General features: G+C 66.5%; 12 protein-coding genes. 10 read left to right on the top strand and 2 right to left on the bottom strand.

The features are described 5' to 3' along the window. The first annotated feature begins 9 nt into the window (after nucleotides 1–9). The 3 genes from RIL96_RS06290 to sucB all read left to right on the top strand — a co-directional run bounded on the left by RIL96_RS06290 (nucleotide 10) and on the right by sucB (nucleotide 5,124). The gene (locus RIL96_RS06290) at nucleotides 10–1,596 is read left to right on the top strand and encodes a leucyl aminopeptidase (protein WP_310548162.1); all 1,587 of its coding nucleotides are present in this window, start codon (nucleotides 10–12) and stop codon (nucleotides 1,594–1,596) included. A gap of 195 nt (nucleotides 1,597–1,791) precedes the next feature. Then, the gene (gene lpdA, locus RIL96_RS06285; RefSeq protein WP_310548161.1) at nucleotides 1,792–3,171 is read left to right on the top strand and encodes a dihydrolipoyl dehydrogenase; all 1,380 of its coding nucleotides are present in this window, start codon (nucleotides 1,792–1,794) and stop codon (nucleotides 3,169–3,171) included. An 87-nt stretch (nucleotides 3,172–3,258) separates the two neighbouring features. Further along, the gene (gene sucB / locus RIL96_RS06280) at nucleotides 3,259–5,124 is read left to right on the top strand and encodes a 2-oxoglutarate dehydrogenase, E2 component, dihydrolipoamide succinyltransferase (protein WP_310548160.1); all 1,866 of its coding nucleotides are present in this window, start codon (nucleotides 3,259–3,261) and stop codon (nucleotides 5,122–5,124) included. 163 nt (nucleotides 5,125–5,287) lie between these two features. Here the strand turns inward: sucB and RIL96_RS06275 are convergent, their stop codons facing one another. Continuing rightward, nucleotides 5,288–6,940, bottom strand: a complete 1,653-nt coding sequence (locus RIL96_RS06275) for a serine/threonine-protein kinase (RefSeq protein ID WP_310548159.1) — start codon at nucleotides 6,938–6,940, stop codon at nucleotides 5,288–5,290. A 139-nt stretch (nucleotides 6,941–7,079) separates the two neighbouring features. Here RIL96_RS06275 and lipB point away from each other — a divergent pair, with 139 nt between their 5' ends. The 7 genes from lipB to RIL96_RS06240 all read left to right on the top strand — a co-directional run bounded on the left by lipB (nucleotide 7,080) and on the right by RIL96_RS06240 (nucleotide 14,972). Continuing rightward, nucleotides 7,080–7,853, top strand: coding sequence for a lipoyl(octanoyl) transferase LipB (gene lipB / locus RIL96_RS06270; RefSeq protein ID WP_310548158.1), 774 nt, complete (start codon nucleotides 7,080–7,082; stop codon nucleotides 7,851–7,853). Then, on the top strand, nucleotides 7,850–8,857 hold the full coding sequence (lipA, locus tag RIL96_RS06265) for a lipoyl synthase (RefSeq protein ID WP_310548156.1): 1,008 nt from the start codon (nucleotides 7,850–7,852) through the stop codon (nucleotides 8,855–8,857). The genes lipB and lipA overlap by 4 nt, the downstream gene beginning before the upstream one ends. 57 nt (nucleotides 8,858–8,914) lie before the next feature. After that, entirely contained in the window at nucleotides 8,915–9,715 is an 801-nt protein-coding gene (locus RIL96_RS06260; protein WP_310548155.1) for a DUF4191 domain-containing protein, read from the top strand. A 426-nt stretch (nucleotides 9,716–10,141) separates the two neighbouring features. Then, nucleotides 10,142–10,771, top strand: a complete 630-nt coding sequence (gene rpsD / locus RIL96_RS06255; RefSeq protein WP_310548154.1) for a 30S ribosomal protein S4 — start codon at nucleotides 10,142–10,144, stop codon at nucleotides 10,769–10,771. A gap of 198 nt (nucleotides 10,772–10,969) precedes the next feature. After that, nucleotides 10,970–13,666: an alanine--tRNA ligase gene (alaS, locus tag RIL96_RS06250; protein ID WP_310548153.1), complete on the top strand. Its 2,697-nt coding sequence runs from the start codon at nucleotides 10,970–10,972 to the stop codon at nucleotides 13,664–13,666. Continuing rightward, nucleotides 13,666–14,190: a Holliday junction resolvase RuvX gene (gene ruvX / locus RIL96_RS06245; RefSeq protein WP_310548152.1), complete on the top strand. Its 525-nt coding sequence runs from the start codon at nucleotides 13,666–13,668 to the stop codon at nucleotides 14,188–14,190. Before alaS ends, ruvX begins: the two co-directional genes overlap by 1 nt. Before the next feature lie 125 nt (nucleotides 14,191–14,315). After that, entirely contained in the window at nucleotides 14,316–14,972 is a 657-nt protein-coding gene (locus RIL96_RS06240) for a hypothetical protein (protein WP_310548151.1), read from the top strand. A gap of 60 nt (nucleotides 14,973–15,032) precedes the next feature. Here RIL96_RS06240 and RIL96_RS06235 read toward each other — a convergent pair whose 3' ends face one another. Then, a complete protein-coding gene (locus RIL96_RS06235) occupies nucleotides 15,033–17,330 on the bottom strand; it encodes a RelA/SpoT family protein (protein ID WP_310548206.1) in 2,298 nt (765 codons plus the stop codon). Between the last annotated feature and the right edge of the window lie 83 nt (nucleotides 17,331–17,413).

Here is a 17,413-nt window from a genome sequence, read left to right as displayed (position 1 = left end):
GGGATTGATGTGATCAACGACTTCCAGCCCCACCTGACCACTGGCTCCTCGGCCGTCGACCGGATCGAAGCCGATGCCCTGGTGCTCGGCGTCGCCAAGGGCCCCGACGGTCCGATCCTGCTGCCGAACCCGCTGGCGGAGAAAGCCGCACGAAGCGTGGCCGACTCGCTGACTGCTCTGGGGGCGACCGGTGCCGCGGATCAGCTGAACCGGCTGCCCGGTGTGGACGGATTCCGCAGCGGAACCCTCGTTCTCATCGGCGTGGGACCGCTGACGGGTGAACCCTCCGGCGGTGTCACCCTGGAGGCGCTGCGCCGCGCGGCAGGCTCCGCTGTTCGTCAGCTGAGCACGTTGGATTCAGTGGCCTTGGCCTTGCCTGCCGCCACGGCCGAGCAGGTCTCTGCTGTGGCTGAGGGCGCAGCGCTGGGTGCCTATTCCTTCACTGCTTACCGCGGTTCGCAGGAAGAGCGCGCAAAGACCCCGGTGGAGCAGATCACCGTCATCACTGACCTGAAGGAACGGCACACCAAGCAGGCTCTGCGCCGCGCGGCCGTGGTCGGCGCTGCCGTCCGCCACGCCAGGGACCTGGTCAACACGCCCCCCAACGATCTCTACCCGGAATCGTTCGCGCAGATCGCCACGGACCTGGCAGCTCGCGTCAAGGCCCCCGGCGCCGAGGGCACCCAGAAGGCGTCCAAGCTGGCGGTGAAGATCTGGGACGACAAGGCGCTGGAGAAGCAGGGCTTCGGCGGCCTGACCGGAGTCGGCAAAGGTTCCTCCCGCAAGCCCCGGCTGGTGCGCATCGAGCACGCCCCGGCCAAGCCGACGGCTCATATCGCTCTCGTCGGCAAGGGCATCACCTTCGACTCGGGCGGCCTGTCCCTGAAGCCGGCCAATGCGATGGACACGATGAAGCTCGACATGGGCGGAGCGGCCACCGTTCTCGCGGCGGTCCGTGCCGCCGCGGACCTGGAGCTGCCGGTGAAGGTTACCGGGTGGCTCTGCCTGGCGGAGAACCTCCCCTCCTCGACCGCTCAGCGCCCGGAGGACGTCATCAGCATCTACGGCGGCAAGACTGTCGAAGTTCTCAACACCGATGCTGAAGGGCGCCTGGTGATGGCCGATGGTCTGGTGATCGCCTCCGAGGAGCACCCCGACGCCGTCATCGACGTCGCCACCCTCACCGGCGCACAGATGGTGGCCCTCGGGGTGCGCACAGTGGGCCTGATGGGGCAGGAGGATCTGCGCGGTCAGCTCGTCGATGCCGCGGAGGAGGCCGGTGAGACGCTGTGGCCGATGCCGATCCCGGAGGAGGCGCGCGCAGGCTTCGAGTCCCAGGTCGCTGATCTGACGAACACCGGCGACCGTTTCGGCGGGATGATGGGTGCTGCGGCGTTCCTGCGCGAGTTCGTCGGCGAACGCTCCGATGCCGACCCCGATGCGCTGGATCGGGATGCCCAGCGCATCCCCTGGGCGCATCTGGACATCGCCGGACCGGCCTTCAACGAGAAAGGCCCCTACGGCTACACCCCCAAGAACGGCACCGGTGTGATGGTGCGCACGCTCATCAGCTACTTGGAGAGCCTGGGACGCTGATCCACCGGGACGTGCCGCCGATGAAACGGAGATCCTCTGGGAGCGGGCCCTGTCAACCGCTAGGCTGGGCACTGCGTAGACTGGACTCCGGCATCGGCGGCACCGGCTCGCCCCGAAGCCGTCAGTCTGATCGCAGCGATCAGGCCCCGACGTCACGCACATCGAAGCAATACCCGAACCGAGGGAGCAAGCACCGTGGCCGACCAGCCTCAGGCACAGGAATTCGACGTACTCGTCCTCGGAGGGGGCAGCGCCGGCTACGCGGCCGCTCTCCGCTCCGTCCAGCACGGGCTCAGCGTGGGTCTGGTCGAGAAGGCCAAGCTCGGCGGTACCTGCCTGCACACCGGGTGCATCCCGACGAAGGCCTATCTGCACGCCGCCGAACTGGCCGATGAGGCCAAGTCCTCTGAGAAGTACGGCGTGAAGACCACCTTCGAGGGCATCGACATGGCGAAGGTCCGCGAGTATAAGGACGGGATCGTCGCCGGTAAGCACAAGGGCCTCACGGGGCTGCTCAAGATGCGCAAGGTCACCGTGATCGAGGGTGAGGGCACGCTCGTCTCGCAGAACCAGATCGAGGTCGACGGCACCACCTACACCGGCAAGAACATCGTGCTGGCCACAGGATCCACCTCCAAGACGATGGGGCTGCCGCTCAGCGACCGCATCATCACCTCCACGGAGGCTCTCGAGCTGGACTACACGCCGAAGTCCGCCATCGTCCTCGGCGGTGGAGTGATCGGCTGTGAGTTCGCCTCCGCCTGGACCTCCTACGGCACAGAGGTCACCATCATCGAGGGCCTGCCCTCCCTGGTGCCCAATGAGGATCCCGCCATCATCAAGAACCTGGAGCGTGCTTTCAAGAAGCGCGGCGTCACCTTCAACACCGGCACCTTCTTCAAGGACGTCGAGGAGACCTCCGACGGCGTGAAGGTCACCTTGGAGGACGGCAAGGAATTCGAGGCCGAGATCTGCCTGGTGGCTGTGGGCCGCGGTCCGGTCACCGAGGGCTTCGGCTTCGAGGACCAGGGCATCGAGATCGACCGAGGCTTCGTCATCACGGACGAGCGCCTGCACACCGGCGTCGGCAACATCTATGCCATCGGCGACATCGTGCCGGGCCTGCAGCTGGCCCACCGCGGATATGAGCACGGCATCTTCGTCGCCGAGGAGATCGCGGGGAACTCCCCGATGATCGTCGAAGACATCAATATCCCGAAGGTCACCTTCTGCGAACCGGAGATCATCTCCATCGGCTACACCCAGCCCAAGGCGGAGGAGGAGTTCGGCAAGGACGAGATCACGGTCACCGAATACAACCTCGCCGGAAACGGCAAGTCCTCCATCATCGGCACCGGCGGCATCGTCAAGATGATCGCCGTGAAGGGTGGCCCGATCGTCGGTGTACATGGCATCGGTTCACGGATCAGCGAGCAGATCGGCGAGGCGCAGCTCATCGTCAACTGGGAGGCCTACCCCGAAGATGTGGCCAACCTGGTCCACGCCCACCCGACACAGAACGAGGCGCTGGGCGAGGCCGCGATGGCGCTCTTCGGGCACCCGCTGCACGGCTGAGCCTGAGCCCACGATCGACTGCAGAGAAACCATCAGGCGTCCTCGCACTGCGGACGCACCCGCACTTAAGAGTAGGAGTCGGACATCATGTCTGAGACCGTGAACCTTCCGGCCCTCGGTGAATCGGTCACCGAGGGCACCGTCACCCGCTGGCTCGTCGAGGTCGGAGACGAGGTCGAGGTCGACCAGCCCATCGTCGAAGTGTCCACCGATAAGGTCGACACCGAGGTCCCGTCACCGGCGGCCGGCACGATCGAGGAGCTCCTCGTCGACGAGGATGAGACCGTCGAGGTCGGCGCCCCCCTGGTCACCATCGGGGACGGCTCCGGAGCAGGCTCCCAGGATTCCGGCGCAGACGACGCTGAATCTGCCGACGCCGACTCTGAAACTGAGGCTGATCAGGAGGCCGCCGAGGACTCAGCGCCGCAGGCGGCTGAGGAATCCGGCTCTCAGCAGGAGGAGGACGACGAGTCCTCTGAGGAGCAGAGCGCTGAGTCCACCGGGACCTCCGCGGGCTCTGCCGAGGCGGGTCCGTCCGAGGACATCACGTTGCCGGCGCTCGGCGAGTCTGTCACCGAAGGCACAGTCACCCGCTGGCTGGTCGAAGTCGGTGAGGAGATCGAGGTGGACCAGCCCATCCTCGAGGTCTCCACTGACAAGGTGGACACGGAGGTCCCCTCCCCCGCGGCAGGCACAGTGCAGGAGATCCTCGTGGGTGAGGACGAGACCGTCGAGGTCGGTGCTGTCCTGGCCCGCGTCGGTTCAGGCGCCGGTTCGGCCGGTGGCGCAGAGCAGCCCGATGACGCCGTAGGAGAGTCCGGAGAAGACGCCGGAGACGATGCGGGACAGGCGGACTCCGAGGCCGCGGCACCTTCCCCCGAGCCGGCTGAGCAGGAAGAGGCTGACCAGGGTCACGACGAGAAGGTCAAGGAGCAGGCGGAGAAGCCCAGCGCAGACTCCTCCAAGGGTGCCTCCGATGCCGGTCAGCAGAAGAAGGACAGCTCCACCGGCGCTGAAGGCTATGTCACACCGTTGGTGCGTCAGCTGGCCAAGAAGGAAGGGATCGACCTCTCCCAGCTGAAGGGCACGGGAGTCGGCGGCCGTATCCGCAAGCAGGATGTGCTCGATGCTGCGGAGAAGGCCGGTGCGTCGGCTGAGCAGAGCTCGTCGGCGGCTCCGGCAGCCGCGCCGAAGGCGTCCCAGCCTCCGCAGGTGCAGGAGGACACCACCAAGCGTGGCACCCAGGAGAAGGCGCCGCGCATCCGCCAGGTCATCGCCCAGCGGATGAAGGAGTCTCTGGATGTCTCGGCGCAGCTGACTCAGGTGCAGGAAGTCGATATGACCCGCATCGTGCAGCTGCGTGCCAAGGCCAAGGAGTCCTTCCTGCAGCACAACGGCGTCAAGCTCACCTACCTGCCGTTCATCGCAACCGCGGTGGCGGAGGCGCTGAAGCAGCACCCGAAGCTCAACGCCCAGTACGACGAGGAAGCCCAGCAGATCACCTACCACGACCGTGAGCACATCGCGATCGCCGTGGACACCGAGCGTGGGCTGCTGGTGCCGGTCATCCAGGATGCCGGGGGGCTGAACCTCGGTGGGATGGCGCAGAAGATCTCCGACGTCGCCGAGCGGACCCGCAACAACAAGATCGGTCCGAACGAGCTCTCCGGCGGCACGTTCTCGATCACGAACATCGGCTCGGTCGGCGCGCTCTTCGACACCCCGATCATCAACCAGCCCCAGGTCGCCATCCTGGGCACCGGGGCGATCGTGAAGCGCCCGGAGGTCGTCACCGATGCTGACGGCAACGACACCATCGGCATCCGGCACATGATGTACCTCTCGCTGACCTACGATCACCGTCTGGTCGACGGCGCCGATGCCGGCCGCTTCCTCCAGACGCTGAAGGCACGGCTGGAGGGCGCAGCCTACGAGGGCGACCTCGGGCTCTGACCGGCTCCGGACGTAGACACTACCGGCAGGGCAGACACTACCGGCAGGCTGGATAAGCACCTCCTGAGCAGGGGTGGACACCGTGAGATCACGGTGTCCACCCCTGTTTCATCGCGCGAGGGGCCGGCCCTGACCGGCCGAGCCAGCCCGCTGTGCCGTCTGCTCAGACCAGCTCGTGCACCTGGTGAAGCATCCACCGCTCGTCATCCCGGACGAAGGCCAAGCGCACCTGCTGCTCGTAATGCCTCTCCCCGGTGAACTCACCGGCGGTCACCGCCACCGGGAGGATGAGCTCCTCTGAGGTCTCAGGATCGCTCGGAGCGATGTGCTGTTCCGGCCCATCCTCCAACCCGCCTTCGCTCTCGCTGCCGAGGAGCTCCAGACTCAGCTCCGGGCCCTCGACGGGAGCCTGCTCCAACAGCAGTTCCTCTGTCTCCTGCGCGGGGGAGCCTTCGGCGGTGTAGAGCTCGGCAGAGACCTCCTGAGGGTTCTCGAGCGCCGCCAAGCGCAGGCTCTGAAGACCCAGGAGTATCTCCTCAGGCTCCTCAGATTCCAGTGCTTGCTCAGCGGCCTCCACGGACAGTCTGGATGCGGAGCCTGCAGGATCGGAGCCTGCCGGATCAGAATCTGCTGGACCGGACCCCGCCTCTGCGGCCGCTTCCTCACCAGCCTCCGGGGAATCGTCAGCGCCCGCATTATGTTCGAACTCCTCCGCCGCGGCCTGCTCGCTGCTCTCGCTGTCGAGGCTCTGCCCCGCGGGCCACATCCACCAGGCGCCGACGCTGAGCACAGCCGCCGTCACAGCGATGAACGCAGATCGTCGTCCCCGACGGCGCCGAGGGCGGGGGTCCGGCCGCCGCCGTGTGGGCAGATCGGCCACCACCTCGTCATCGACGTAGGGGCTGACATCCAGTTCCTCAGGTGAGGCGGCCACGAAGAGCCCGATCGCGAACTCCTGAGCCGAGGGGCGCCGGTGCGGATCATCGCTGAGGGTCTCTTCGATCAGATCGATCGCTCGAGTGCTGAGCTCGGGGCATAGCGTGCCCAACGGTGCTCGCCGTGCGTCGACATCGGGATGCTGACCGGTCAGGGCGAACCAGGCCACGGCCCCGAGGGAATAGACGTCGGCCTCGCAGGCCAACGCTGTCTCGGTCGCGGTCTCGGCTGCGGAATCCGCCGCATGACGCTCCGGCGCCGTGAACCCCGGTGTACCGACCGGGGTGGGCGCACCGCCGAGCAGCTGCGCATCACCGAGATCCCCCACGGCGGGACGGCCGTCCGGTGCCAGCAGAATATTGCCCGGACAGATGTCACCATGGACGGCGCCCTCCCGGTGCAGATGCGCCACCGCCTCCGCCACCGGTGTGAGGACTGTGGTGACCTCCCCGGCGCTGAGCCTGCCCCGTGCGCGCAGCAGAGCTGCCAGACTGCCGGCGGAGAACAGCTCGATCACCAGGCCGGGACCGTGAGAGGTGGGAACCCAGCCATATGGGGTCACCAGATGGTCATGATGCAGCGGACGCATGGCCTCCAGCTCCGCATGCAGCCGCTGGTCATGACCGGGTTCCGTCGAGGGGGTGGTCGAGACCTTCAGAGCCACCGTCTGCGGAGGTGCGCCGTCGTGGCACCAGACAGGACCAGAGGGCCGATCTCGGCCTTGCAGAGGTGCACCGGATGACTCCCGGACTTCGGCAGCCCAGACTGCAGCGGACCCGCCGACGCCCAGCAGCCGGGTCACTCGTAGACCGGGTGCCTGCGGAGGATCCCCCAGACGGAGGCTCAGGGGAGGTTCATACTGTGCGTTCTGATTCTCCATGACCTCTACTGTGACGCAGGCAGCCCGATGCGCGCAGAAGTTATCCACAGGCTGGCACCGTCGAGGTGCTGATCAGCTGTATGACGTGATGAAACTGCCCGTGCACAGACATCGACTGCGAGAGGACTAGGCTGGGTCCATGCCCCTTGCGTTCAGACGGCTCGGTTTCGCCCCGGACGTCGTCGACTATGCCGCTGCACTCCAGGTCCAGCGGGACCTCCATGATCAGGTCTCGCGCGGTGAGCAGCCTTCTACCGTGCTGCTGCTGGAACACGCCGCCACCTACACTGCCGGTCGGCGCACTGCACCTGAGGATATGCCGCGCGACGGCACCCAGGTGATCCCGGTGGACCGCGGAGGCAAGATCACCTGGCACGGGCCCGGCCAGCTCGTCGGCTACCCGATCCTGCACCTGGCCGAACCGGCACTGGTCCGCGAGTATGTCGCGGTGCTGGAGCACCGGCTCATCCACCTGCTGCAGCGCGACTACGGCATCGACTCCACCACTGTCGAGGGACGCTCCGGAGTGTGGATCACCGACGGCCCCAGGCCCCGTAAGATCGCCGCCATCGGCTTGCGTGTTCACCAGAGCGTGACGATGCACGGTTTCGCGCTCAACTGCTCCAACGATCTCCAGGCATTCTCGAACATCATCCCCTGTGGCATCAGCGACGCTGAGACCACCTCGATCAGCGCTGAGATCGGCCGGACCGTCACCCCCTCAGACGTCTCCGCCTCGGTGATCGCTGAGCTGCAGGACCATCTGCCCCCTCTGCTGGCGCCGGAGCATGCCGTCCCGTCTGAGGTCCGTTCTGAGACCCGCTCTGAGACTCGTTCTGAGACCCGCCCAGAGACGGGTTCAGCGACCCCGCCAAAGACATCGACCACCCCGACGGAAGGAGCCCTGCCGTGACAGTGGCACCGGAAGGACGCCGCATGCTGCGCGTCGAGGCCCGCAACGCAGAAGTGCCTGTGGAGCGCAAACCCGAGTGGATGCGCACCAAGGTCAAGATGGGCCCGGAGTTCGCGGCGATGAAGCAACGTGTCGGTGGCAAAGGGCTGCACACCGTGTGCGAGGAGGCCGGCTGCCCGAACATCTTCGAATGCTGGGAGGACCGTGAGGCGACCTTCCTCATCGGCGGATCGGCCTGCACCCGCCGATGCGACTTCTGCGAGATCGACACCGGACGCCCCCAGGCCCTCGACGAGGCCGAACCCACCCAGGTGGCCGAGTCTGTCCGGGAGATGAACCTGCGCTATGCCACAGTCACCGGAGTGGCCCGCGATGACCTAGCCGATGAGGGCGTCTGGCTCTACGCGGAGACGATCCGCAAGATCCACGAGCTGAATCCCGGCACCGGCGTGGAGATCCTCATCCCGGACTTCTCCGGACGCGAAGAGCACATCGCCGGGATCTGCGAGGCCCAGCCCGAGGTCTTCGCCCATAATGTGGAGACGGTGCCGCGCATCTTCCGGCGCATCCGCCCGGCCTTCCGCTATGAGCGGTCCCTCGATGTGCTCACCCAGGGCCGGGACCACGGGATGATCACCAAGTCCAACCTCATCCTGGGGATGGGCGAGACCCGCGAGGAGATCAGCGAGGCGCTGCAGGATCTCCACGACGCCGGCTGCGACCTGCTCACCATCACCCAGTACCTGCGGCCCACCCCACGCCACCTCCCGGTGGACCGCTGGGTCAAGCCCCAGGAGTTCTTAGAGATCTCCGAAGAGGCCGAGGAGATCGGTTTCCTCGGTGTCATGTCCGGGCCGCTGGTGCGTTCCTCCTACCGCGCTGGTTCCCTCTGGGCCAAGGCCATGCACAAGAAGGGCTGGGAGATCCCAGCGGAGCTGGCGCACATCGAGCCCTCAGGGACGACGAAGCAGGAGGCCGCCACCCTGGTCGCGGCAGGTCACTGACTCGGTCGCTCTGCCCGGTCAGCCCAGCGGTGCTGAGCGGGTAGACTTAGGGCCACTATGGCACAGGCTGAATCCTCCACCCCGCAGGTCTCCTCGAAAGCTGAGGCGAAGGCCGAGCTGAAGAAGCTCAAGGCCCAGCAGAAACAGCAGAAGCAAGAGCGCAAGGCGCGTAAGAAGGCCAATAAGAAGGAAGGCTTCTTCGCCCGCATCAAGCAGGTCTTCGATATGACCCGCTCCTACGACCCGAACATCGGGTGGTGGATGGCTTTGGCCTTCCTGCTGACCTTCGCCGTGGTGACGGTGGTCATCGGCCTGCTCCTCAATTGGGTGACCGGTGTCCTCGTGGCTCTTCCCTTCGGTCTGTTGGCCACGCTGTTCGTGATGAACCGCCGTGCGGAGAAGGCCGCTTTCTCCCGGATCGAAGGCCGCCCCGGGGCCGCGGCGGCAGTGCTGAACACGCTGCGGCGCGGCTGGTCCGTCACCGAGGAGCCGGTGGCGATGGACCCGAAGACGCAGGCCGCCGTCTTCCGTGTGGTCGGCAAGCCGGGCCTAGTGCTGGTCACCGACGGCAGTGCCGCTGCCGTGCGCAAGCTGGTGCCGAAGACGCGCAAGCGATTCACCCCCGTGCTGCGTGACACCGGCGTGCCGATCCACGTCGTCGAGACCGGCCGCGGCGAGGGCCAGGTGCCTCTGCCGCGGCTGAACAAGCACATCAAGAAGCTGGATAAGACGCTGACCAAACATGAGGTCGCCGCGTTGGATAAGCGGCTGAACTCCCTGCCGATCTCCCGGCCGCCGATCCCCCACGGTGTGGATCCGTATCGGATGCGTCCGGATCGCAAGGCCATGCGCGGCTGATCCGCCGTCAGCTTCATGTTCACGGCATCACGTTCACGGCATCACGCCGCTGGAACACTCGAGGGCACCTGAGTTTGTCGCCCGAAGCGCCTGTGTGCCGCGCCATACTCTCTCAGTGCGGCTGAGGTGGTATAGTTGTCGGCTGTCTGGCAGGCTCCGCCTCCGGTGTGCTTCATAGAGAAGCGCATCACCTCGAGGATCCTGCGCAGTTTGGTGTCCTGAGTCCAGGGTCAGCAGCTGTGCACGGCGGAGAACCGCAGCGTGAAGCGGACACCCGGCAGTCCGCGCTCTCCGGAAGGGATCCCGGAGGCCAGGTAGCCGCCCGTTCTGTCCCCACGCAGGTCCTGGTGATCCAGTCCTGCTGACAACAGTGCCGCGGGCGGCGGATAAACAGCACATGCCGAACGAATCGAAAGGCACATATCCATGCCCACCACTCCCCTGCGCTCCCGCCGCACGGTCAAGCAGTCCCGTGCCCTGGGCATCGCGCTGACCCCGAAGGCCCAGAAGTACCTGGACCGGCGCCCCTACGGCCCCGGCCAGCACGGACGGACCCGCCGCCGCACCGACTCCGACTACGCCGTGCGTCTGCGCGAGAAGCAGCGTCTGCGTGCCCAGTACGGCATCCGCGAGGCGCAGATGATCCGTTACTACGAAGAGGCCAAGCGCCGCGACGGGCTGACCGGTGAGACCCTCATCGAGCTGCTCGAGTCCCGTCTGGACGCCCTGGTCCTGCGCGCCGGCTTCGCCCGGACCATCGCCCAGGCCCGCCAGTTCGTGGTGCACCGCCACATCCTGGTCGACGGCAAGCGCGTGGACCGCCCGTCGTTCCGTGTGAACCCGGGCCAGATGATCCACGTGCACGAGCGCAGTGAGAAGTTCGAGCCGTTCCAGGTCGCCGCCGCCGGTGCACACCAGGATGCGCTTCCGGCCGTTCCGGGCTACCTGACGGTCGAGCTGGACAAGCTGCAGGCCACCCTCTCACGTGCTCCGAAGCGAGAAGAGGTCCCGGTCACCTGTGAGGAACAGATGGTCGTCGAGTACTACGCCCGGTGATCCTCATCTGATCCTTCCGCGGCGTCTTCGGATGTCGCATATCGGCATGGGCCCGTCATTGAGCATCCCCAGGGGATCGCCGATGACGGGCCCGTGCTGTGTCCCGGTACACTTGATCCGGTCCGGCATGCCTCATCGTCATCGCAGACGCCGTTGCCGTCGCCCCAGCACACCCCACCAGGAGAACACGACCCGCTCATGAAGACTGAGGACATCACCCGCACGTGGTACGACTACTTCGCGGCAAAGGGCCATGAGCGTGTCCCCTCGAGTTCGCTGGTCTCTCCGGACCCGTCGGTGCTGTTCACCATCGCCGGCATGGTCCCCTTCATCCCCTACTTCCTCGGCACCGAGACTCCGCCCTATCAGCGAGCCGTCTCCGTACAGAAGTGCATCCGTACCGCCGATATCGAGGAGGTCGGCAAGACCGCCCGCCATGGCACGTTCTTCCAGATGTGCGGGAACTTCTCCTTCGGCGACTACTTCAAGGAACGAGCCATCCCGATGGCCTGGGAGCTGCTGACCACCCCTGTCGAGGGCGATCCGCAGACCGGCCTGCGCGGCTACGGCCTGGACCCTGAGCGCCTGTGGGTCACCGTCTACCAGGACGACGACGAGGCCTACACCATCTGGCGCGATGTGGTCGGCGTGCCCGAGGCACGCATCCAGCGCTTCGGTCCCGAGGACAACTACTGGAACACCGGCCAGCCCGGCCCCGGCGGCCCCTGCTCCGAGATCTATTTCGACCGCGGTCCGGCCTACGGCCGGGACGGCGGTCCGGCCGCTGATGAGACCAGGTTCATCGAGATCTGGAACCTCGTGTTCATGGAGTTCCGGCTCTCGGCCGTGCGCTCCAAGTCCGATTTCGACGTCGCCGGTCCGCTGCAGCACAAGAACATCGACACCGGTCTCGGCCTGGAGCGGCTGGCGATGGTGCTGCAGGGCGTAGAGAACATGTACGAGACCGACCAGGTCCGCCCGGTGCTGGACCGCGCAGCCGAGCTCGCCGGTGTGGAGTACACCTCCACGGAGGACCCTCAGGACCCCCACCACAGCACCGACGTCCGGCTGCGGATGATCGCCGATCACGTCCGCTCCGCGCTGATGCTCATCTCCGACGGGGTGCGCCCCTCGAACGAGGCCGGCGGTTTCGTCCTACGGCGACTCATCCGACGAGTCATCCTCGGTATGCGCCTGATGGGCGTGGAGGAGCCGGTGTTCGCCGACCTGATCGCCGTCTCACAGCAGGCCATGAAGGGTGTCTACCCGGAGGTCGAGACCGAGTTCGACACGATCCGTCAGGTCGCGGTCAAGGAGGAGCAGGCATTCCTGCGGACGATCTCCGCGGGCACCGCCAAACTGGACCACGCCGTCTCTGACGCTCAGTCTCAGAACCGTCCGCTCTCCGGCGCCGACGCCTTCGCCCTGCATGACACCTACGGCTTCCCCATCGATCTCACCCTGGAGATGGCGGCCGAGGCCGGTGTCACCGTCGACGAGGAGCAGTTCCGAGCGCTGATGGCCGAGCAGCGTGACCGTGCTCGGGCCGATGCCAAGGGCAAGAAGTCCGGTCACGCCGATACCGAGGTGTACCGCCAGATCCGTGGCGATCGGCCCACGCAGTTCACCGGATACACCGCACACAGCAGCCAGTCGAGGGTCCGTGGTCTGGTGGTCGACGGTGCTGCCGCAGACCGGGCCGTGGCAGGCCAGGACGTCGAGATCGTGCTCGATGAGACGCCCTTCTACGCCGAGGCCGGAGGCCAGGCCCCGGACACCGGGCGCATCAGCGGAGACGGGTTCGTCCTAGAGGTCACCGATGTCCAGTCCCCGATCGGTGGGCTGTCGGTGCATCGGGCTCGAGTGCTCGAAGGTGAAGTGCCCGCCGGTGCCGAAGCCCTGGGCGAGATCGATGTGCGCCGTCGCCTCGATGCCCAGAAAGCACACACCGCCACCCACATCATCCACGCCGCCCTCCACGATGTGCTCGGCCCCGGTGCGGTGCAGGCCGGCTCCTTCAATAAGGAGGGCTACCTGCGGTTCGACTTCACCCACGATGACGCGATGAGTCCCAGCGCCCGTCAGGAGCTCGAAGAGATCACGAACCTGGCGATCCGTGACGATCACGAGGTCTCCACCAGCATCATGTCTCTGGAGGAGGCCAAAGCCGCCGGTGCCATGATGCTCTTCGGGGAGAAGTACGGCGAGCAGGTCCGTGTCGTCGAGCTGGGCGGCCCCTGGTCCCGGGAGCTCTGCGGTGGGACCCACGTCGGCTCCACCGCCGAGGTGGGCACCCTCGCCCTGCTCTCTGAGGCCTCGGTCGGCTCCGGCAACCGCCGCGTCGAAGCCTTGGTGGGCATGGACGCCTTCCGGCACTTCGCGGCCGAACGCACGCTGGTGAACCAGCTGACCGAAATGCTCAAGGTGCCCGCTGACCAGGTGCCGGAACGGATCAGTGCCACGCTGCAGCGCCTGAAGGACACCGAGCGCGAGCTGGAGCGTCTCCGCGCCGAGCAGCTGCGAGCCCAGGCCGGCGCACTGCTTGCCGAGGCCGTGGACGCCGCAGGGATCGAGGTGCTGACCCATGCGCTGGGGCCTGTCTCCTCCGCCGATGAGGTCCGCGAGCTCGCACAGGATCTGCGGGGCCGTTTCGGCTCCCGCAGCGCCGTCGTCGCCGTCGGTGGCGAGGCCAAGGGGCGGCCGGTGATCGTCGTGGCGACCACTGCAGGTGCCCGCGAGCAGGGGGTCGCCGCAGGTGATCTCGTGAAGAACGCCTGCGCGGTCCTGGGCGGGGGCGGCGGCGGACGCCCTGATATCGCCCAGGGCGGTGGCCAGGACGCCTCCCGATTGGACGAGGCGCTGGCAGGTGTTCTCCGGGATGTCCGCAACCGGTGATGGAGGCTGATCACCAGCCGGCAGCCCGTCCCGGTGTGCGTCTGGCCGTCGATGTCGGCGATGTCCGGGTCGGGGTGGCCGCCACGGACCCGGACGCCCTGCTGGCCACCCCGGTGATGACGCTGCGCCGGGACAGTCGGCGCGGCAGTGACCTGCGCATGCTCAGCCGGATCATCGCAGACCGTGCGGTCACCGTGGTCTATGTGGGCCTGCCGCTCTCGCTCTCCGGTGAGCACACCGCTTCGACGGTGAAGGCGCAGCAGTACGCGCAGGCCCTGGCCGACCGCTTGGCGGCCTCCTCTACACCCCAGACTCAGGTGCGGCTGGTCGATGAACGTCTCTCCACCGTCTCGGCGGCGCAGAAGATGCGTGACTCCGGGGTGGATTCCCGGGCCGGCCGGGAGACGATCGATCAGGCGGCAGCCGTGGAGATTCTGGAGCACGCCTTGCAGATGCGCCGCGCCCGCGCTCAGGAGCCCGGGGATGTGGTGGTTCCGCACCACGAGGAGGACACCTCGCCGTGAGGCTCAGTGGTCTCGGCGGTTCGCCGCCGGTCACCGTGCCGCCGCTCTTCCACAGTCCAGCAGTTCTCCACAGGTGAGAGCCCGGCGGAAGCGTCGGGAGGCTGCTCTGGGGCACGATGGTCGGCATGACGCCTACACCGTTGATCTCCGAGACGCATCCCGCACGGCCCCGTGCTCGGCTCTACCGGCCCGGTGAGCCTTTCGGGACCGAGGAGCTCCAGGGCCTGACCGCCCAGGGCGCGCTGCGGCACTTATTGGGCGATGTCTATATCCCCCGCACGCTGCCCCTGGGGCCTGAGGTCCGTGCTCAGGCGGTGAGCACGCTGCTCTCACCGGCTGACCGCACGAACGTCGTGATCTGCGGAGAGCTCGCCGGTTGGATCCACATCGGGGCTCCGGCACCGCGTCGTCTGACCCTGATCTGTTCGGGCTTCCGCCGTCGGCGTCGCCGCGATGTGCTGGACCGGCAATCCCATGACGTGCACCTGGAGGAGACTGACATCTGCACGCTCGGGCCGCTGCAGGTCACCACACCGGCGCGCACTGCCGCCGACACCTTCCTCGGCATCGGCACCACCATCTCGACGGGGCCTCTGCATCCTGGCCACGATGATCAGCGGCGTGTCGAACTGGTCGGTACGGTGATGTCCGTCTTCGCCGATGAGGCGGCGCCGAAACGGGTCGAAGACGTCATCGCGCTGCAGCGGGACCGGCGCGGCGCCACGGTGGACCGCGCAGCGATCGCGGAGGTCCTCCAGGCCTGTATCCAGCAATGCGACTGAGGTATGGCCTGTCTCGGCCTGGGCCCGCCTGGTACTGACAGTGTGGGCTAGTCCGGTGCCTCAGGAGGACTGCCGACGGCGTCCGATGGTGCGGTAGACGTCATAGACGCCGTCGATGCGGCGTACGGAGTTCAGCACATGATTGAGGTAGCGCGGGTCGCCCATCTCGAAGGAGAACCGAGAGATCGCCACACGATCCCGGGAGGTCTGGACGCTGGCCGAGAGGATGTTGACCTGGGACTCTGCCAGCACCCGGGTGACGTCAGAGAGCAGGGATTTCCGGTCCAGGGCCTCCACCTGGATCTCCACCAGGAAGACCGAGGACTTCGTGGGCGCCCATTCCACCTCGACCAGCCGGTCCGGGTGATCCCGCAGCTGCTCCACGTTCTTACAGTCGGCCCGGTGCACGGAGACCCCTTGACCCCGGGTGACGAATCCTTCGATGTCATCGGGCGGGACCGGAGTACAGCACCGTGCCAGTTTCACCAGCACACCGGAGGCGCCCTTGACGATCACTCCGGCATCAGAGATCTCCGTGGGCTTGGTCCGGGGGGCGGTGATCGGCGTGGTGTCATGCTCTTCGACGTCCTCGGTCTCCTCCGGGGCGTACAGCGCTTGGAGGTGTTCGGTGACGTTCTGAGCCGAGACGTTGTTGTCCCCGATCCCGGCGTAGAGGCCGGCGATGTCCGGATAGTGCAGCTGCTCGGCGACCTGTTTGAGCACATCGGGGTTCATCACCTTCTGCAGCGGCAGGCTCGAGCGCCGGATCGCCTTGGTGAGATCGTCCTTACCGCGCTCGATGGCCTCTTCACGGCGCTCTTTGGTGAACCACTGACGGATCTTGTTCCTGGCCCGTGCCGACTTCACGAACTGCTGCCAGTCCGTACTGGGACCGGCACCCTCGGCCTTGGAGGTGAAGATCTCCACCCAGTCACCGTGCTGGAGCTCTGAGCTCAGCGGGACCAGTTTGCCGTTGACCCGCGCTCCGATGGTCTTATGCCCGACGTCGGTGTGGACCGCGTAGGCGAAGTCCACCGGCGTCGCCCCGGCGGGCAGAGCCATGACCTCACCTTTGGGTGTATAGACGAACACCTCTTTGGCGTTGATCTCGTAGCGCAGGGACTCCAGGAACTCATCGGGATCGGTGGTCTCGGACTGCCAGTCCACCAGTGAGCGCAGCCAGCCGATATCGGCCGTCGTCTGGCTCTGCTGCGTGGCCACACCCGGGGCCGAGCCGTCGACGAAGCGCACCGATTTCGCGGCCCCGGTGCGCTGCTGGTCATCGCCGGACTTCTGCTTGTACTTCCAATGCGCCGCCACACCGTACTCGGCCCGTCGGTGCATCTCATAGGTGCGGATCTGGATCTCCACCGGTTTGCCCTGCGGGCCGATGACTGTGGTGTGCAGAGACTGGTACATATTGAACTTCGGCATGGCGATGTAGTCCTTGAACCGCCCCGGCAGAGGGTTCCATCGGGCGTGCAGAGCCCCCAGTGCCGCATAGCAGTCGCGGACGGACTCGACCAGCACACGCACGCCCATCAGATCGTGGATGTCGTCGAAGTCCTTCCCCCGGACGATCATCTTCTGATAGATCGAGTAGTAGTGCTTCGGTCGGCCGGTGATGGTCGCCGAGATCGTCGATTCGCTGAGATCATCGGCGATGATCTGCCGGACCTCGGCGAGGAACTTCTCCCGCTGCGGGGTGCGGTCTCCCACCAGGCGGACGATCTCCTCGTACACCTTCGGATAGAGCACCGCGAAGGAGAGATCCTCCAGCTCCCATTTGATCGTGTTCATGCCCAACCGGTGAGCCAACGGCGAGAAGATCTCCAGGGTCTCTTTGGCCTTGCGCGAACTGGACTCCGCGGAGACGAACTTCCACGTGCGCGCGTTGTGCAGCCGATCGGCGAGCTTGATCATCAGCACGCGGATGTCCTTGGCCATGGCCAGCACCATCTTGCGCACGGTCTCTGCCTGTGCGGCGTCGCCGAACTTCAGCTTGTCCAGTTTGGTGACGCCGTCGACCAGATGGGCGATCTCGGCGCCGAAGTCTTCGGTGAGCTTCTCGAGGCTGTAGTCGGTGTCCTCGACGGTGTCGTGCAGCAGCGCCGCCGCCAGCGTGGATCCGGTGAGGCCCAGCTCGGCGAGGATCGTGGCCACGGCCACGGGATGGATGATGTAGGGCTCGCCGCTCTTGCGGCGCTGATGCCGGTGCTGATGAGCGGCTACATCGAAGGCCCGCTGCACCAGCGGAAGATCGGACTCGACATCGGTGCCGCGCATCACCGCCTCAAGCGGCTCCAGCAGCGCACGGTCTTCACCATCGATCTGCCGGGTGCTGCCGCGCACCTCCATGCCGCCTACATCCACGCCGCCTACACCCGCTGTCCTCTCCGCATCGGCGCTGCCAGGCCCGGGGTCGGCATACTGATCCGAGG

It is taken from the genome of Nesterenkonia aerolata (genome assembly GCF_031470965.1).
Taxonomy (GTDB): domain Bacteria; phylum Actinomycetota; class Actinomycetes; order Actinomycetales; family Micrococcaceae; genus Nesterenkonia; species Nesterenkonia aerolata.
This window is presented reverse-complemented; position numbering and strand designations above follow the sequence as displayed.